General features: G+C 35.7%; 18 protein-coding genes. 9 read left to right on the top strand and 9 right to left on the bottom strand.

Annotated features, from left to right (window positions below; genetic code table 11):
* Positions 1 to 320 precede the first annotated feature (320 nt).
* The 3 genes from IGK70_RS06370 to IGK70_RS06360 all read right to left on the bottom strand — a co-directional run bounded on the left by IGK70_RS06370 (position 321) and on the right by IGK70_RS06360 (position 4,145).
* Positions 321 to 1,004: a helix-turn-helix domain-containing protein gene (locus tag IGK70_RS06370; protein WP_002381934.1), complete on the bottom strand. Its 684-nt coding sequence runs from the start codon at positions 1,002 to 1,004 to the stop codon at positions 321 to 323.
* Positions 1,005 to 1,551: 547 nt separating this feature from the next.
* Complete coding sequence (locus IGK70_RS06365; protein ID WP_002419772.1) at positions 1,552 to 2,910, bottom strand: DEAD/DEAH box helicase; 1,359 nt, start codon at positions 2,908 to 2,910, stop codon at positions 1,552 to 1,554.
* A 53-nt stretch (positions 2,911 to 2,963) separates the two neighbouring features.
* On the bottom strand, positions 2,964 to 4,145 hold the full coding sequence (locus tag IGK70_RS06360) for a VanZ family protein (RefSeq protein WP_010712400.1): 1,182 nt from the start codon (positions 4,143 to 4,145) through the stop codon (positions 2,964 to 2,966).
* 55 nt (positions 4,146 to 4,200) lie between these two features.
* On the opposite strand from IGK70_RS06360, the gene IGK70_RS06355 reads away from it, so the two are divergent.
* On the top strand, positions 4,201 to 4,599 hold the full coding sequence (locus IGK70_RS06355; RefSeq protein WP_025187065.1) for a hypothetical protein: 399 nt from the start codon (positions 4,201 to 4,203) through the stop codon (positions 4,597 to 4,599).
* A gap of 60 nt (positions 4,600 to 4,659) precedes the next feature.
* Here IGK70_RS06355 and IGK70_RS06350 read toward each other — a convergent pair whose 3' ends face one another.
* The 5 genes from IGK70_RS06350 to IGK70_RS06330 all read right to left on the bottom strand — a co-directional run bounded on the left by IGK70_RS06350 (position 4,660) and on the right by IGK70_RS06330 (position 9,720).
* Positions 4,660 to 4,998, bottom strand: a complete 339-nt coding sequence (locus IGK70_RS06350) for a zinc ribbon domain-containing protein YjdM (protein ID WP_002357741.1) — start codon at positions 4,996 to 4,998, stop codon at positions 4,660 to 4,662.
* A 113-nt stretch (positions 4,999 to 5,111) separates the two neighbouring features.
* The gene (locus tag IGK70_RS06345; RefSeq protein WP_002357742.1) at positions 5,112 to 6,065 is read right to left on the bottom strand and encodes a DHH family phosphoesterase; all 954 of its coding nucleotides are present in this window, start codon (positions 6,063 to 6,065) and stop codon (positions 5,112 to 5,114) included.
* A 13-nt stretch (positions 6,066 to 6,078) separates the two neighbouring features.
* Positions 6,079 to 7,398: a DRTGG domain-containing protein gene (locus tag IGK70_RS06340; protein ID WP_002357743.1), complete on the bottom strand. Its 1,320-nt coding sequence runs from the start codon at positions 7,396 to 7,398 to the stop codon at positions 6,079 to 6,081.
* Between the two features lie 9 nt (positions 7,399 to 7,407).
* On the bottom strand, positions 7,408 to 8,082 hold the full coding sequence (locus IGK70_RS06335) for a metal-dependent hydrolase (RefSeq protein WP_033601185.1): 675 nt from the start codon (positions 8,080 to 8,082) through the stop codon (positions 7,408 to 7,410).
* 204 nt (positions 8,083 to 8,286) lie between these two features.
* On the bottom strand, positions 8,287 to 9,720 hold the full coding sequence (locus tag IGK70_RS06330) for an MFS transporter (protein WP_002357746.1): 1,434 nt from the start codon (positions 9,718 to 9,720) through the stop codon (positions 8,287 to 8,289).
* Positions 9,721 to 9,911: 191 nt separating this feature from the next.
* Between IGK70_RS06330 and IGK70_RS06325 the strand changes: the two genes are divergently transcribed.
* Positions 9,912 to 10,262, top strand: coding sequence for a helix-turn-helix domain-containing protein (locus IGK70_RS06325; protein ID WP_002357747.1), 351 nt, complete (start codon positions 9,912 to 9,914; stop codon positions 10,260 to 10,262).
* Positions 10,263 to 10,424: 162 nt separating this feature from the next.
* On the opposite strand, the gene IGK70_RS06320 is transcribed toward IGK70_RS06325, so the two are convergent.
* A complete protein-coding gene (locus IGK70_RS06320; RefSeq protein WP_010777603.1) occupies positions 10,425 to 10,793 on the bottom strand; it encodes a hypothetical protein in 369 nt (122 codons plus the stop codon).
* A gap of 143 nt (positions 10,794 to 10,936) precedes the next feature.
* Here IGK70_RS06320 and IGK70_RS06315 point away from each other — a divergent pair, with 143 nt between their 5' ends.
* From IGK70_RS06315 to IGK70_RS06285, 7 genes are all read left to right on the top strand, one after another.
* Complete coding sequence (locus IGK70_RS06315; protein WP_104855820.1) at positions 10,937 to 11,632, top strand: ATP-binding cassette domain-containing protein; 696 nt, start codon at positions 10,937 to 10,939, stop codon at positions 11,630 to 11,632.
* On the top strand, positions 11,633 to 11,944 hold the full coding sequence (locus IGK70_RS06310; RefSeq protein ID WP_224798929.1) for a hypothetical protein: 312 nt from the start codon (positions 11,633 to 11,635) through the stop codon (positions 11,942 to 11,944).
* Positions 11,945 to 11,964: 20 nt separating this feature from the next.
* On the top strand, positions 11,965 to 12,765 hold the full coding sequence (locus IGK70_RS06305) for a hypothetical protein (RefSeq protein WP_224798930.1): 801 nt from the start codon (positions 11,965 to 11,967) through the stop codon (positions 12,763 to 12,765).
* Between the two features lie 287 nt (positions 12,766 to 13,052).
* Positions 13,053 to 14,174, top strand: coding sequence for a baeRF6 domain-containing protein (locus IGK70_RS06300; protein WP_002365588.1), 1,122 nt, complete (start codon positions 13,053 to 13,055; stop codon positions 14,172 to 14,174).
* A 297-nt stretch (positions 14,175 to 14,471) separates the two neighbouring features.
* A complete protein-coding gene (locus IGK70_RS06295; RefSeq protein ID WP_002357750.1) occupies positions 14,472 to 14,672 on the top strand; it encodes a cold-shock protein in 201 nt (66 codons plus the stop codon).
* 154 nt (positions 14,673 to 14,826) lie between these two features.
* On the top strand, positions 14,827 to 16,032 hold the full coding sequence (locus tag IGK70_RS06290) for a YdcF family protein (protein ID WP_162783007.1): 1,206 nt from the start codon (positions 14,827 to 14,829) through the stop codon (positions 16,030 to 16,032).
* 16 nt (positions 16,033 to 16,048) lie between these two features.
* Positions 16,049 to 17,101: an AI-2E family transporter gene (locus IGK70_RS06285; protein WP_002357754.1), complete on the top strand. Its 1,053-nt coding sequence runs from the start codon at positions 16,049 to 16,051 to the stop codon at positions 17,099 to 17,101.
* The last annotated feature ends 147 nt before the right edge of the window (positions 17,102 to 17,248 follow it).

The following is a 17,248-nucleotide window of genomic DNA, read 5'->3' as shown; positions in this document are numbered from 1 at the left end:
TTAACTATTTATATTTTGTACCCTCTTAAGTGGCAGATTGTGAACACAAAAAACACCATTGCAGTCAAGGACGATTGCTCGCGGTACCACCTTGATTGCAATGATGTTGGATCATTACCTCTTAAGCTCTATAACGCAGAGTCGCGTTGATATTTCTATCAAGTCCATCTAAAGGGAGCAAGTAAATTTATCTGATGCCCTTCTCTCAGCAATGAACGGCTTTCTGTGATCAAAATAAGATTCCTCATATCCTTTAGCTTATAGTCAAAAGTATAAGAAAGATCTGCTAAAAAGTCAATTGTTTTCGTAGGAATCTTTCCTTACTGAGCTGTTTCAAATAACGTTTGCTCTAAATAAGGCAAAATTTGTTCATTTATTTGATACCCTTTTCCCCAAGAGGTTGTAATAATCTCTTCGTTCATACCTGCATCACTAAATTTTTGTTTCACTCGTTTACATACGAAAGACAGCTGCGATTTTGTAGAAGCATCTGGTTCTTTCTGCCAAAGCAAGCGACAAATTTGATCACGATCCAACCCTTCGTGGGCATGCTGATACAAGATTTTTAAAAAGCGTTGCTCGTTTTTTGTAAAGCGAATCTTTTTTACTTGGTCATCAAGTAGCTCGGCTGTTACTTCGGCAAAACTTTGATCGACAGTGTCAATTTTTTCACGAATATCTTCCAATGAATCTTTGAGGCCTAACCACCGGATAATACCTCTTTCCTGCCAAATCTCTGCTTCACGTTTATTACACATCGATTGTGAACGTCGATAAATCGGCTTCTCTAACGATGAAAGACTTCCTAATAATCTCAAGCAATCGTTCTGAGAAAGTGTTTCGCTTAATACAATTGCATCAAAATAATTAAAAAAAGTTAACTCATGTTCTATAGTTTCTTCACAGCAGTTCGTACAAAAGACTTCATAATTTAAATGTTGTAATTGCTGCTGAAATGTTTGCTCAACTAAAATGTTCTTTGTTAATACCAAAATCCTTCTCATTTCTTCTTTCCTCCTAGAACTCTTTCTGCTACCAATAACTAAACGCACCAATCAAAATACGTTACCAAATCGCGTGTTTTCTCCATCGATTGGTTAATAAACACCTTTTTATCTTCATCTCTCTTCGCTCCTTTATTCTTTATTTTGGTGGTTATTTATATTATATTAGAAAATGATTTTTTTTGTGTGTAAAACTTTTTTATCCTCCGTAAAAAAAAATGAATTTCCTTTAATATCAACTAATAAAGCCGATTTTTTTACAAAAAAAAGGCCGAAACTTCCTACTTTTTGCTAAAACATGCCAAAAAATCTGTAATTTTATCATTTTTTTCTTGAGAAAACATCAAAATGTTAGTTCTAAACACCAACATTTTGATGTTTTTGACAAAATTCTTTACAATTAATTGGTAAATTTCTCTACTTTTAGCAATAGTCACTTTAAAAAAAGAGTTATTTTAAAAGTGACTTAAATATTTATCATATAAAAAAGTAAGGGGCTAGAATCTTTACGATTCTAGCCCCTTACTTTAAATAATCCACAACATTGTTAGTTAGAAGAATTCTTTTTTGCTTTTCTAGCAGAACGATCTTTTTGACGACGTTCAATTTTACGTTTTTTCTTATTGCTGTCTTCAATTGCCCAATTAATTTTTTTCTTGTATCCTGGTTTAATTTTTTTCTTTTTCTTTTTCACTAAACCAATTAACGTTGGGTCTAATTCTTCTCGAGATTTTTCTCGTTTTGTTCGACGATTGCGATCATATGTCTCTACAATCTCACCATTTTTAATTTCTTTTGGTTTGAAAGAAACACCTAACTGCTCAATCTGAGTAATCGCTTCATCATCTGCTGGTGAATATAATGTTATGGCAGTCCCATTCAATCCATTACGCCCTGTGCGACCAACCCGATGGATAAAGAAATCCAATTCATGTGGAACTTCTGCATTGATGACATGTGAGACCCCTTCAATATCAATCCCACGTGCGGCTAAATCAGTAGCTACCACATATTGGTAGTCAAGATTTTGAACTTGACGCATCACACGTTTTCTTTCGCGTGGTGTAATGTCTCCATGAATTTTGGCAACTTTTAGGCCTTGATCTTTTAAGTAATCGGTGATTTCATCAACTCTTTGTTTAGTATTTGCAAAAACAATCGCTAAATAAGGATGCCCGATAGTCAATAATTGATAAATTATTTGATTGCTGTTTTTTCCTTTGGTGGAAATCAACCAATTGTCAATTGTTTCTGAAATAACTGCTTTTGGTTTGATGTGTTCAATCACTGGATTTTCTAAATATTTTTTTAAAAATGGTCGTAATTTTTCTGGAATGGTTGCAGAAAAAACGAGCATTTGTAATTTTTCTGGCAAACGACCGGCAATTTGATCGACTTCTGCTAAAAAGCCCATATCTAATGTCATGTCTGCTTCATCGACAACAAAGGCAAAAGCTGTATGCACTTTCAAAGCTTGTTCATTCATCATATCTAAAATCCGCCCTGGTGTACCAATCACCACATGAGGTTGCTGATGCTTTAATTTAGTTAATTGACGTTGTTTATCTGTTCCGCCAACAAAATTTGATACGCGAATTTCTGGTTGACTGAAACGAGCCAGTTGCTGCGCTTCTTGATAAATTTGATTGGCTAATTCACGACTAGGCGCAGTAATCACAATTTGTACTTCGTCGATAGTTGGCTTAACTTTATCCATTAATGGAAGTAAAAAAGTATGCGTCTTTCCACTTCCTGTTTGCGATTGTCCAATGACACTTTTCCCTTTCTTAATGATTGGGATTAATTTTTCTTGGACTTCTGTTGGTTCTTCAAACCCTTTTTCTGCGAGTGCTTCGTTGATAAAAGGTTGAAATTGAAATTGTTTAAATGAAGGCACTTGCCTCACCTCTTCTCGTTAAATTCTTTATGCACTTTGGCATTATAACACAAAAACAACTTTTACTCACCTGCTGATTCCTTTGTTTTCGCAACTTCTAATGTACTGACTGTATAAGTATGGCTGGCTTTTTCATAAAACAAACGCCGTTTTTTACGAATCAAGGTTAACAAAACGTTGATCAAAAATAGTAAATATAAAATTAAACAGAATAAATACAGAAGCAGTGACACCATTTGCAACATCCGATTAGAAGAATTCAATAAATCAGTGGCATTAGCTAGATAAATACTAATTAAACCATACACAAAATACAAATAACCGTAGCGAACAAACAAGGCTTTTAAACGAATTTTTTCATGTCCTGTTTCAACCACCCGAATGCGAACAACTTTTTTCCCTAACGTTTGACCATTTGTCAGTTTCATCATGATGATAAAGACCGCAAAAACCATGATAAAGAACCACATCCGATCTGAAAAAATCGGATAATTGGTTGCCCAATTTTTATAAGCTGGAATGAAATTTAGTCCAAAAACGAGCAGGCCTTGCACAAAGCCAATCACCAACCAATCAATCCCCCATGCAAAGAAACGTCTTAACAGGCTAACTGTCTGCCCTTTTTCATAAGAGGTGGCATCAATTTCTTCTCTTGTTGGCAATAAAAAGGTAAAGAGTGGCGTCAACCAATAACCGACCATGCCTCCGACGGTATTATTAATTAAATCATTGACATCCGCCAGGCGATACGAACGTGGATAAATAAAATAAAGGCCAGATAACTGTGTTAATTCAAAAAATAATGACAATAAAAAACTCGCAAGAACTGTTTTTAAAAATGAACATTTGAAATAATACCGTAAATACACACCAAAAGGTAAAACTAATAAAACATTAAACAGTGGTTCTAAAACGGCATGCTGTTTTAATGCTGGCAAATACGTACTAGGATCTTTGAGCGAAAAAACAGTTTCGTTTAAAATCCCTGAAATAAAATGAAAAGGCCGCAGTTCCATTGTTGGTCCTGTGTATTGAGCCACTTCTGCCCGAGATGGCAAAGGTAAAATCACCAAGAAATAGGCACATAATAAATAAAAAACAAATGAATACAAAATCATTGCTCGTGTCCAAACAAATGAACCATATTTGCGGTATTCATAGATTAATAATGCCCCAGAAATAAAAAATGCTAGAAACGGGAAAATAATGATTGCCCATTTAATTGGTTCGCTATATACTGCCATAAAAATCCCTCCAAGATAAACAATTTCAAGTATGAATGCCTCAATAACACTATACTTGTTTCTAGAAAAATGTACCAACAATAAATTTTATTTTGCAAATCCTCTTCTTTGCAGTATCATTAAGAAAAAGGAGGACGTTCTCATGTTACAGCCATATTTTGCGTTTGGAGTGCCGCTATTTTTACTTGTGCTCTACTTACTCTTTGCACTGATTCACCGTCAAACAACGATTCATTATTTACGGTTTATTTTGTTACTTATTTCAACATTTCTCATGGTTTTTAGTTTCCAAGTATTGCAAGAATCATGGACCATCAACCCTGAAACGTTAAAAGATGCCGCTTATTCTCCGCAATGGTTATGGATTCCTTTAGGTATCGGGTTAATCCTCACACTTTACAACGCTTGGCACGGCCTTCGTACAATGATAAAATACAAGACCGATAAACATTAGTAAGAGTCTAGGACGATGGTTGTGTCCTAGACTCTTACTGTCTCATCATTCAAATGAAATTTAATTTTTCTTAACAAACTCTGATTTTAACTTCATTGGACCAAAGCCATCTACCTTACAGTCGATGTTATGATCACCTTCCACTAAACGAATGTTTTTCACTTTTGTGCCTTGTTTAATTGCGCCACTGGCACCTTTAACTTTCAAATCTTTAATTACAGTAACACTGTCACCATCCGCTAAAAGATTGCCATTTGAATCCTTGACTACTAAGCCTTCTTCTGCAACTTCTTCTGTTGGTGACCATTCATGACCGCATTCTGGACAAATAAATAATCCGCGATCTTCATAGGCATATGCCGACCCACATTCAGGGCAGTTTGGTAATTGCTCTGTCATTAACGTTCTCCTTTGTAAAAAATAATTCTTTTTCATTTTACCTTATTTTCTAGTGAATGAAAAGTAGTCCTAATGATTTATCAACGTCCGATAACTACTTTCTAATTACTTATTTATTTTTGCGCCCACTCTTGGCAAGCTGCTTGGATTTCTTGGTAAATCACTTCAATTTCAGCCGCATCACGGGCATTAGCGCCACTTGCCAAAGGATGGCCGCCGCCATGATGTTTTTTAGCAATTGTATTAATGATTGGTCCTTTGGAACGTAACCGAACGCGATAATAACCTTCCGGCTGTTCAACAAAGATTGCCCATGAGAGAACATCTTCAATTTTTCCTGGCATTGAAACAATGGCTGCCGTTTCAGAATCGACAATATCATAACTGTTTAAAATACTTTGTGGTAAAACGACACGAGCAGCGCCATTTGCGTCGATTTCTAAATTTTGATAAATATAACCCGCTAATTTAGCAACCTTTAAAGGCATTTGGTCTAACTCACGATTTAAGTCTGCGGCATTAAAGTTAAACGTACGCAATTGCGCAGCGACAGCGAGTGTATGCGCCGAAGTGGAAGGATAAAGAAAACGTCCTGTATCCCCCACAATCCCAGCATACAATAAACGAGCTGCATTATCTGTCATCGTTAATTCTGCTAAATGCTGTTGCCAAAAATCAACAATAATTTCACTACAACTACTTGCATTTGTATTCACCCAAACTAAATCTCCATAAGGTTCATCATTCGGATGATGATCGATTTTAATTAATTGATCGCCTAAAGAAAAACGCGCATCACTAATTCGTGGAGCATTTGCAGTATCTGTTACAATGACTAATGCACCTCGATAGACATCGTCAGTAATAACATCCATTTCAGCTAAGAACTCTAAGCCTTCCACTGGTCCGCCTACTTGATAAATATTTTTTTCAGGAAAGCTCGCTCTTAAGAGTTCTGCTAACCCAACCTGTGAGCCAATCGCATCTGGGTCGGGCCTTTGATGTCTATGAATAATAATTGTTTCATATTGTTTAATTGCTGCCATAATTTCTTTTACTACGTCCATTCTTTGTAGCCTCCTACGTTCTCTCCATCACTTGGCAAACAACAATTGCTTTTGCCACAATGACATTTTCTAAATAAACTTCAATATCTAATTTTGCAGAGCGACGACCAATTTCTAAAATCCGTGGACGAATGTCCAATTCACTTTCCAACTGGATTAGCCGCAAATAATGTAGATTCACTTGTTCAATTAGTACATTTCTTTTTTGATTCATCAACATTGTTCGTTGTGTCACATTAGAAATAATTTCACTTAGGACACCAAACGAGATGGTACCAACACTGTTAACCATTTGGGGCGCAACCGAAAAACGAAAACGGGTTGTTTCTTTGCCATTTTCTTCAACAGGCATCACTTCCCCGGAAATTTGATCTGAAATTGTATCTGCAATTTGTGGTTGTCGTTGCACCAATTGCATGGCTTTCATCACATCTTGGCGAGAAACAATTCCAACAAGCGCTAAATCATCTTCCACCACCGGCATGACTTCTAGACCATCCCAAATCATTTGATGACTGACACTCGCTACACTCATCATCTTTTTCACAACATTGGGATCCTTGGTCATGACTTTATCCACGGTTAAATGTTCACTTTTACCAATGACATCTTTGGCTGTGACAATCCCCACTAAACGTAATTTCTTATTTACTACTGGGAAACGAGAATGATGGGTACTTTCAGATAATGCCTGATAATCTGCAATCGTTTGAGTTGTCAACAAATAATTGGTTTTTTCAAGCGCTGTATAAATATCACTGACGAGTAAAATGTCTTTTTTAATCAGCTGATCACTTAAAGCACGGTTAATCATAGTAGCCACAGTAAATGTATCATATGTGGTTCTCAAGACAGGCATACCCAGACGATCTGCTAACTGCGCAATCTCTTCAGATGTTTCAAATCCACCTGTAATTAAAACGGCTGCCCCATTTTCTAAAGCAAGCTTTTGCACGCCTTGGCGGTTACCAACAATCATTAAGGATCCGGGAGTAATATATCGCGTCATCGCGGTTTCTGTCATCGCACCAATTACAAATTTATTAAGGACTTTGTCTAGACCAGAGCTACCGCCTAACACATCCCCTTCAATAATCCGGACCACTTCACCAAATGTTAATTTTTCAATATGTTTTTTTAACTTCCGCTCAATTCGTATCGTACCAACACGTTGAATGGTGGAAACAAGCCCAATATTTTCTGCATCTTTGATGGCCCGATACGCTGTTCCTTCACTAACACTTAAACTTTTGGCAATGCTTCGAACAGAGATTCGATCGCCAATCGGTAATTCTTCAATATGTTTTAAAATTTGATCATGTTTCGTCGCCATAATTTCCTCCTAAACTAGGATCGTCTCTCCTGGGTTTAATACTTTCCCGCCAACTACTTGCTCTACGAATATTGCTGGATTTTGTTGGATAACAGGAAAGGTATTGTAATGAATTGGAATGGTTATTTTGGGATTTAAGTAAGAGACTGCTTCTAGCGCATCCTCTGGTCCCATCGTGTAATTATCGCCAATTGGTAAGAACGCTACATCAATGGATTTGTCTTTTGCAAAAAGGCGCATATCTGAAAACAACGCCGTATCACCAGCGTGATAAATTTTTTTATCTTCTGCTTCTAAAATAATCCCACTTGCTTCGCCCATGTAGGTCATTACGCCGTCTATTTCATAACCGGAACTATGCAAAGCTGGCACAAATTTAACCGAACCAAAAGGAAAGACATAACGCCCACCTAGATTCATTCCATGCGCTTTTACCCCTTGCGACTGCGCATACGTAGCCACTTCAGCTATCGCAATAATTGTTGCCTTGTTGGCTTGAGCAATTGCTAGCATATCGCCAATATGATCGCTGTGTCCGTGAGTGATTAAGATGTAATCAGGGTGTAAGTCTGCAAGTGAAACGTCCGTTAAAGGGTTTCCATTAATAAAAGGATCAAATAAAAGGTTCGTGCCGTCGTTTAGACGAATTTCAATACATGAATGTCCATGTCCTATCAGTTCCATTTGTATTCCTCCTACGGTATTTTCTACACAATCTTATGATAATTAATCGTCAAATTCATTTTTAAAAGTAGTACAGTTTAGTACAGTTTACTTTCTTTATTGTAACAGAGAATTAGAAATATACAATCGCATTTGCTTATTTTCTTAGCTAGTAAAGAAACAGACGAGAAAAATCATGAATCTTTCTCGTCTGTTTCTTTTTACTTATTTGGTTGTTTTCCGAAAACGTAAAATCGTTAATATAAAGGCCGCCACACATAATAGAAAGGCGACAAAAAAGGTTTCACGCATTCCCACAATAAATATATCTGGGCGATTAGCCAGATACGTGGTTACTCGTTCACCATAGGCTTCGCTCATGCCACGATATAAAATGGTCGTTGACAACGCAATCCCAATGACCATTCCTAAGTTTCTAGCAAAAGAATTCATACTTCCTGCTACACCTAAATCTTGCTTTTCAACACTGCTCATAACCATTGTATTGTTTGGAGACTGGAAAAGTGCATTTCCCAAGCCCATAATGGCTGTTGCAATCACATAATACCAGATAGGCGAATTCATATCTAAAAACATATACATTAACGACGTACAGCACAAGAGCAACAATCCGCCAAACGTTAAAATACCTGGGCCAATCTTATCCGTCAAATAGCCACTCAGAGGAGCCCCAACCACCATTAATAACGGAAATACCATCATTAATAGACCAGCATAACTAGCACTTAGTTTGCGTGCATCCTGCAAATAAAATGGAATGACAACATTTACAAAAAAGTTTGAGGCAAAAATTAAAACGGCAGACAATAAACTTAAAGTAAAAATTTTGTTTTTAAAAATTGCGAACTTAATAAGTGGGCTTTTTCTTTTCCGTTCAACCATTATAAATAATCCTAGTGCGATTACTGCAATAATGAACAATAAATAGGATTGTAACGAGCCAAACCCGCTCTCTTGTCCGAGGAAAATCCCGCCGAAGAACGTCATAATCGCAATGGCAATACAAGCGAATCCTGAAAAATCGATTTTTTCTTTTGTTTTTGTAATATCTTTTGGTAGGAACTTTTCGCCAATTAAAATTGTAACTAGCCCTACGGGAACATTAATCCAAAAAATATACGACCAAGAAAAGTTTGATAAGATCAATCCACCAATCCCAGGACCAGCAATCGCGCCTAAAGAGACAAAGGCACCTACTGCACCAAGCGCCCGCCCTCTTTCATTTAAAGGGAATACTTCCGTAATAATTCCTGAATTGGTCGCCATGGTCATGCTAGCACCAATACTTTGAACGACTCGCGCAAATAATAGAAAGCTCAGCGATTGATTAAAGCCACAAAGTAACGAACCAATCGTAAAAATAACCGTGCCAATTCGATAAACTTTTATTTTTCCAAAACTGTCGCCAATTTTTCCAAATAATAATAAACAAGCACAGACAACCATTAAATAAATAGATACGACCCATTCCGCTTGATTCATGGGTACGGACATTTCTTTTGAAATAGTCGGTAAAGCAATATTTACAATGCTGGAATCTAATGTAGACATGAAGGTAAACATAGCCACAGAAACTAAGATCCACCAACGATTTTTCTGCACTTCAGAATCCTCTTGGTAACTTTTAATTTTCTCCATTGATTCATCCCCTCTCGCTCCAAAACAGTTTACTTACTAATAATAACTCTATTTCTTCTTTTTTTCATCGGAAATTTTCTAAAAAATCACTCATGAGATGTTCACCTTCTTATTACACGCTCGCAATTGACAACCATTCGCTTTTACGCTAATTTAAAATTAGCAAACGGAAAACGCAAGGAGGACTTGAAATGACCTTAATTTCTCGCATTAAACAACTAGCTCAGTCAAAGCAATTAACCCTCGCCCAATTAGAAAGAAACGTCGGCATTTCCAATGGACAAATTCGTCGTTGGGATACCTCTTCGCCTAAAGTAGAGAATCTTTTAAAAATAGCAGACTATTTTTCTGTTTCCTTGGACTATTTAATGGGCCGCACCCAACAAACAGAGATTAATCATCAGGCACCTATGACAAGCACACAAAAAGAATTACATATTCACATTACTACGGAAGAGTTAACAGAAGAAGAAATTACTCAGTTAGAGGAAGAAGCAAATCGTTTCTTGCGGTTCCGTAAATTTGAAATGACAAATTCTTAAGTAATACGACAGTCAGTGGCTCTGTGTTGTTTGTACTTATTAATTTATTCGACAACTAGCGTATTCATTGTATAATAAACCAAATAAATGCCAGAAGGAGACACCTTCTGGCATTTATTTGGTTTATCTTCTTTATTTATCCTTACTTATAAAATAATCGATTCACCATACTCGATAATTTTGTCTAAACTTGTGTTCAATCGTAAACCAATTAGAATTATTCGTTGTTCCCAAATACGTCCATCCATTCGCAGAATAACCATTACGCACATTGATTTTCCCATAAACATATCCATGTAAATTTGGCGCCCAGTTCCCTGTTGCTCGAGTTTGATATTGATGGAAATACCTCACGACCCAACCAACATAAGCTCTGTTTCTTGGGTTAACAGATTGACTACCAATCTCGTTTTGCAATTCAACTAACGCATCATTTTGAATGACTTCTTCTGCCTCTACTGGTGAATTAAACACCAAACTAACACCCAACAAATTTGTTAGAACACAACCATACACAACTTTCTTTTCCATTGTTTCTACTCCTAACATAATATATTTTCACTATTTATAATTTTATACTACCAAATAATTATTTGAAAAACAACCTTTCTCTTTCTTTAATTTAATGTTAATATAATCTATATAACTAATTTCTAATAAAAGGAGGAAAAAAATTGAATAATTCAATAGAAATAACCAAGATCTGCGTAGCATTGAACAATAAAAACATCTTGAATAACTTGTCGCTTACATTAAATACGGGATCAATCACATGTATTGTTGCCCCAAATGGTACAGGAAAAACGACTTTTTTTAAATCAATCGTCCAACTTATCCCGCTCGAATCTGGTGAAGTAATAGTTGACAAAACATCAATCAAAAACAGAACTGACTACAATAAAAAAATCTTTTTCATAGAATCCGCGAATCAATTATTTGCAAATCTTACCGTTTACGAGAATATGCAAGTAGCGGCCAAGTTATGGAAACATGATGCTAATTTTGAATCAATCATTAACTTAGCCGGTGTTAACACGTACATAAACAAAAAAATTAAACACCTTTCTGCAGGTATGAAGCAAAAAGCCTTGCTCTCAGTCGCCATCGCTAGTGGTGCGTCTTTTCTGATTTTTGATGAGCCATTAAATGGTCTCGATATTGAAAATGTTGAGTACCTAGCAACCGTCTTTCTTACTTTAAAAGAGCAAGGAAAAACATTACTTTTGTCATCTCATAATATTTTCGAAATAAGCAAGCTTTGTGATGCAATTTATTTTTTAGATAGCGGTATTCTGAAATCAGCGTCACTAGACTATCTACAATTAAAAGAAGAATACTACGAACTATATGCAACGAAAGGTCGTGCCTAAATGATAAAATTTGAACTAATTAAAATTTTTCGAGAGAAAACCACTTATTTTCTGTTTGCATTATTCGTTCTCGTTATTAGCGTTCCTTTTTTTCTAGGAAATGCCAATTTTAATTATGTAAAATATTACGAAGATAATTACTATGCCGGCATAACAACGATTGAAAGTATCAAAGATGACCCAACTGCAACAAGAATCGTTGAAGACATCAAGGAAACAAATGGTTATTTAAAAAAACTCATTGATTCTCTAAAGAAAGGAGATCAAAAAGCGATTGTTGAAAATGAGTATAACTTGGAAAAAAAACGCTAGAAGGAATTCTAGATGGTAGTTTGCAAGCTAGATCAATTAGTGAACAAAAAAGTATAGTGGCCGTACTGGAGTATTTAAAAAACAATGGGCTAAATAAAACGAGTGATAATCCAAAAAAGATGGGCGTGATCCAATATCTAAATTTGGTTTTTTCTTCTCCTCAATTAATGCAAATTATTTTAATTCTGATTAGTTTCCAGATTGCTTATTTATTTAATTTAGACTATAAAAAACATAATTTCATTTGGTATTGTGTTTCTCCTAACTCTTATGTACGAACATATTACACCAAACTTTTTGCCATTGTTTTGTCGCTCTTTGCAAACCTACTCAGCGCATTTCTCCTTGTACTTGCATTTGTCTTTCTGAAAAATGGACTGGGTGCGTTTAATTACCCGATTGCCACCAGTTCGAAAAATATGGAAGTCAGTTTGATAGCAACAGGTGACTTTGTCGTTAAAACAATCTTCTTTTTTATATTATTTCTAGCATTTCTAGCATTGTTAAGTTTAGTATTCAGCATTCTAACAAGTAATTTAATTCTAAATCTCTCTGTTTTAATTATTCCATTAGTGATTGGACAATACGATGTACTCAATACGTTACTTAACGAGAACTTAAAACCTTACATTCTCTTAAGCTACTTGGATATGCCTCATATTCTATTAGGTGGTGACATTATGAGACCTTTGCGAAATCCATTGTTAACCTATCAAAACGGGATCTTAATAACTCTTCTCACCATTCTCGTACTTGTCATAATCTCTCTAACTATCTTACTCTGTCCTTCTCAAAAGTTAATAGCAAAAACTAGAACCTAAACAAAAAAACCACCACGACCGTCGTCTGTGGTGGAAATGAAGGTTGTTATTTACTCTTGGTAGGAGTAAGTATGAAAAAACCAATTCGGGATAATTGGCATAACGTAAGTATAGTAGTTTGTGCCTTTTTTATCATGAGTTTCAGCTATATTTTTTATAAAACTTTTATTAGAACACCATTAACAGTCCTTTATTTAGATTATTTAAAGCGTTTTCTTTTATTGAACATATTGTTTTAAACATTCGATTTCCTGTGCTACACTTACTTTTAGAAGGGGGATTTTATTATGGCAAATCAAAAAAAAGATAGCTTATCAACATTATTTTCTGAAGAAGTTCATGGACCGTTTGTTACTTTCTTGTTTAACACCCATGTCGCTCATCAAAACGTAGAAAAAGATTCGCTTGTTTTGAAAAATTTTGCAAAAGCGGCAAAAACACGCTTTGAAAAAAAATTTCCTGAGGAAAAATGGTCTGTTTTCCAAGAAAAAATTGACGCACTTCTAGCTGATGCTTCCTTCTGGCGCAACGGCACAGCAAGTGTTTCAATCATCTTATCTCCAGAGAACACCTTTGTTCAACGATTAGATGTGCCCGTTGACGATCAATATTACGTGGACACGATTCCTTATTTACTTGGACTAGTCAAAGACAAACAATTTAACTACCATTATTACCTACTTGCTCTAAATCGCGATTCAATGAAACTTTACAAGGTCGATCATACGACTGTGACTCCTGTTGAATTGCCTAAAGACGCGCCAACAGACGTGGTTACAGCTTTAGGTGATGAATTAACGGGGGGTAATTTAAACTTTTCAACTCAAGGTAGTTCTAACGGTTCTAAAGAAGGTGTCGCTTATCATAGCATCAATACTAAAGATAAAGAAGTTGAAATTGATTGGGTGAACTACTATCAAGCAGTCGATACTTTCTTAAAAGATCAACTGGATAATCCTGAAAAATTACCGCTTTATCTTTATGCTTTACCAGAAAACCAAACACTCTTTAAAAAGATTGCTAAAAATCCTTATTATGATTGCTCGATTTCAGTTGCTGCTTCACCTGCACAAGCAACCATTCAAGATATCCGCAGCGCTAGTGAAAAAATAGCTGCAGAGTTAACAGAAAAAGAAACAGCTTCTTATAACAAATTACTAGATCGTAAATTCTTAGATCAATTTACAGATATTTCGCCAGCGGCAGCTGACGGCAAAATTTCCCATCTTTTTATTGCAACGTCACTCTTTGTTACTGAAAACAATGAAATGTCATCTGAAGAGTACGATCGTCGCAAACTTTTAAACACCATTGCTTACCAAGTCATTCAAAACGGCGGTCAAGTTTTTGTTTTAGACCAAAAAGCTGCACCAGATGAAAAATCTTTAGCGGCTATCCTCCGTTATTAAAAACAGGCAAAAAGCCCATTGTAAGAAAGCGCCTTACAATGGGCTTTTTTTCTGAGACTTATTGAAACAGCACTATAACAGCCTTATCTTCACTTTCTAGTTTTTAAAAAACATCCGATAAAAAAGAAAATAAGGTTATCGCTATACAAAAACCAGTTAGTATGCTATAGTAATAGATGTAGTTTTTGTTCGGTAATATGGGTAGCTGTTTCAAATAAACATCTTCCACATTTTTCACCTTTCAAGTAATTGCAAAATATGAATGTGTTATAACACACATCTAGGAGGATATTTATTATGGAAACAGGTACAGTAAAATGGTTTAACTCAGACAAAGGCTTTGGCTTCATCACTGCAGAAAACGGAAACGATGTATTCGTACATTTCTCAGCTATCCAAGGTGACGGCTTCAAAACTTTAGAAGAAGGTCAAGCAGTAACTTTCGAAATCGAAGAAGGTCAACGTGGCCCTCAAGCAACTAACGTTACTAAAGCTTAATTAAACAATACTGACTCAAAAACCTGACGTTAATCGTCAGGTTTTTTTTATAAAAAAAGAACAAGAAAACTTTCTGAAACTAAGTGCTTCCTCTATTTTTTTTGAAGAGTTTTCGTTATACTGAAGAGGAAAAATGTTTTAAAGGAGTTTATTTATGCAATTTTATGGTGATTTAACCTTTTTAGGTGTTTATTTATTGGGTCTCTTTTTCATTCCCTCGTGGCGTAAAAAGAAAAAAGAACACGATTGGTTGCCGTGGATGTTTGGCTGGACTGTCTTTATGTTCTTCTCATATGTTTTATATTTAGAAATCATTCGTGGTACAGCCTTCTTTTTAATTCCCATTGCTTTTTTTGGCTTGTTTGCGCTCTTCTACTTCAAAGAAAAAAGGCGTTTACTGAACGGAACATTGTTTAATATTTTTCTTGTGGTTCTAGCGACTTATTTAGGAATTACCGCGATTCGTACAAGCAACTACTTTCTAATCACCTTAGCAATTATTGCCCTGCTGGCGATTTTTATCGCTTTGGCTTTAGGACTCTATGCCTTAATTATTTTCCTCTATTGGAATGCGGTCGTTGTTATGAGAAAAGAGGGTCGTTCTTTAGGGAACTTGTTGACTTTGTTACTGGCGATTGGTTTGACATTATTGTTAATTTATAATTTCTTTTTCCAATCATTATTACCGACTTGGCTCTCCTTGCCACTAACTATTGCGCCATTTATTTTGACTTATTTCGCGTTTGTTTTTTATAATTTTTTAACTGTTTCTACGTTGTATCAATTTAATCAGCCAAAATATACACAGGATTATATTGTTGTGTTAGGTTCGGGGTTAATCAATGGTGAGATTGTGCCGCCGTTATTGCAAGCCCGCATCAACAAAGCCATTCAATTTTACAAGGCTCAAAATCGCGCAACGTTAAACCCACCAAAAATCGTCATGTCTGGTGGCCAAGGCCCTGATGAATTACTTCCTGAAAGTGTCGCGATGAAAATGTATGCTTTGACACAAGGTATTCCTGATGATGATATTTTAGTAGAAGCTCATTCAAAAAACACACTAGAAAATATGCGTTTTTCCAAAGAAACAATGATTGAGGATTTTGGAAATGCTAATTTCCAAGCCATTTTTACTACAAACAATTATCACCTTTTCCGAGCGGGTCTTTTCGCTCGAATGGCTGGCTTAAAAGCTGATGGCATTGGTGCAAAAACCGCTTTTTATTTTTTACCTAACGCGTTTATTCGAGAGTTCATCGCCATTGTAGTGATGTACAAACGCCGCCATATTATTGTTTGCGGCCTAGCTGCCATCGGTATGGTTATGTTATTCTTAACAGGATTGATTATTCAGTAAAGAAGGAGTTTCCCCTATGAGTTTGTATCAAAAATTTATTCAAAATGAACGTTTGCGACGTTTTTGCGTCCTTGCTTTGATTATTTTTGTGCTTTATTTATCCAGAAGCATGATTACAACAATTCTTTTAACATTTATCTTTACCTATTTAGCTGTTCGTTTGGTCCATTTTGTTCAACGCTATATGAAAATCCCGACGATTGTCATCGTTCTCTTAACCTATGCATTGGTTGTTTTTCTAATCTATTTAGCGATTACTAAATATGTTCCCGTTCTAGTTAACCAAACGACTCAAATGATTAATTCTGTAGTTGATTTTTATCAAAGTCCACATACAGATACAAATCAAGTATTGCAATTTATTGATCAATACTTGGAAAAATCTAACTTACTCTCTCAACTCCAGAATGGCGCTTCAATGATTTTACGCTACATTCAAGATATTGGCGCTGTCGGCTTATCATTTGTCATGTCCTTTATTTTAAGTTTCTTCTTTATGATTGAGAAGAAGCAAATGGCTGATTTTTCTAAGTTATTTTTAAAAAGTGATTTTGATTGGTTTTTTCAGGATATCTATTATTTTGCCAACAAGTTCGTCAACACATTTGGTGTCGTAATGGAAGCTCAGTTTTTCATTGCTGTGGTGAATACAGTCATTACTACCTTGGCCTTGGCGATAATCGGCTTTACTCAGTTACCTAGTTTAGCCATTATGATCTTCATTTTGAGCTTAGTCCCAGTTGCTGGTGTGATTATTTCCTGCATTCCGCTAAGTTTCATCGCTTATTCCCAAGGTGGCTTGAACGATGTGATTTATATCTTAGCTTTAATTACAATCGTTCATTTATTTGAATCTTACGTGCTAAATCCTAAATTCATGTCTAGTAAAACAGAGTTACCAATCTTTTATACGTTTGTCATTTTATTAGTTAGTGAGCGTCTCTTTGGTGTATGGGGACTTATTGTAGGAATCCCTGTGTTCACTTTCTTCTTAGATGTCTTAAAAGTAAAACCAATTCGTGGCCTGAAACGTCTACCTAATGTGAAAAAAAATAGTTCAGCAGAATAATTTCTGCTGAACTGTTTTTTTATTGTTAATGACTTTAGTCAGTCGAAATCTCTAAAGAGATTTCGACAAAAAAACTGCGCGTGGAGGCCAGAGCTTTAGCGATAAAAACTCCTTTCGATATAATAGATAAAGGCTACCAACCGTTAT

The organism is Enterococcus sp. DIV0358 (genome assembly GCF_051713465.1).
Classification (GTDB): Bacteria; Bacillota; Bacilli; order Lactobacillales; family Enterococcaceae; genus Enterococcus; species Enterococcus faecalis.
The sequence above is the reverse complement of the archived record's forward strand: the minus strand, read 5'-3'. Positions and strand labels throughout refer to the sequence as shown.

What these genes read in the sequence shown, in the direction of transcription:
- IGK70_RS06370 (WP_002381934.1), bottom strand. Translation starts at nt 1,004, where the DNA reads ATGAGAAGGATTTTGGTATTAACAAAGAACATTTTAGTTGAGCAAACA.
- IGK70_RS06360 (WP_010712400.1), bottom strand. Translation starts at nt 4,145, where the DNA reads ATGGCAGTATATAGCGAACCAATTAAATGGGCAATCATTATTTTCCCG.
- IGK70_RS06350 (WP_002357741.1), bottom strand. Translation starts at nt 4,998, where the DNA reads ATGACAGAGCAATTACCAAACTGCCCTGAATGTGGGTCGGCATATGCC.
- IGK70_RS06345 (WP_002357742.1), bottom strand. Translation starts at nt 6,065, where the DNA reads ATGGACGTAGTAAAAGAAATTATGGCAGCAATTAAACAATATGAAACA.
- IGK70_RS06340 (WP_002357743.1), bottom strand. Translation starts at nt 7,398, where the DNA reads ATGGCGACGAAACATGATCAAATTTTAAAACATATTGAAGAATTACCG.
- IGK70_RS06335 (WP_033601185.1), bottom strand. Translation starts at nt 8,082, where the DNA reads ATGGAACTGATAGGACATGGACATTCATGTATTGAAATTCGTCTAAAC.
- IGK70_RS06330 (WP_002357746.1), bottom strand. Translation starts at nt 9,720, where the DNA reads ATGGAGAAAATTAAAAGTTACCAAGAGGATTCTGAAGTGCAGAAAAAT.
- IGK70_RS06325 (WP_002357747.1), top strand. Translation starts at nt 9,912, where the DNA reads ATGACCTTAATTTCTCGCATTAAACAACTAGCTCAGTCAAAGCAATTA.
- IGK70_RS06320 (WP_010777603.1), bottom strand. Translation starts at nt 10,793, where the DNA reads ATGGAAAAGAAAGTTGTGTATGGTTGTGTTCTAACAAATTTGTTGGGT.
- IGK70_RS06310 (WP_224798929.1), top strand. Translation starts at nt 11,633, where the DNA reads ATGATAAAATTTGAACTAATTAAAATTTTTCGAGAGAAAACCACTTAT.
- IGK70_RS06300 (WP_002365588.1), top strand. Translation starts at nt 13,053, where the DNA reads ATGGCAAATCAAAAAAAAGATAGCTTATCAACATTATTTTCTGAAGAA.
- IGK70_RS06295 (WP_002357750.1), top strand. Translation starts at nt 14,472, where the DNA reads ATGGAAACAGGTACAGTAAAATGGTTTAACTCAGACAAAGGCTTTGGC.
- IGK70_RS06290 (WP_162783007.1), top strand. Translation starts at nt 14,827, where the DNA reads ATGCAATTTTATGGTGATTTAACCTTTTTAGGTGTTTATTTATTGGGT.
- IGK70_RS06285 (WP_002357754.1), top strand. Translation starts at nt 16,049, where the DNA reads ATGAGTTTGTATCAAAAATTTATTCAAAATGAACGTTTGCGACGTTTT.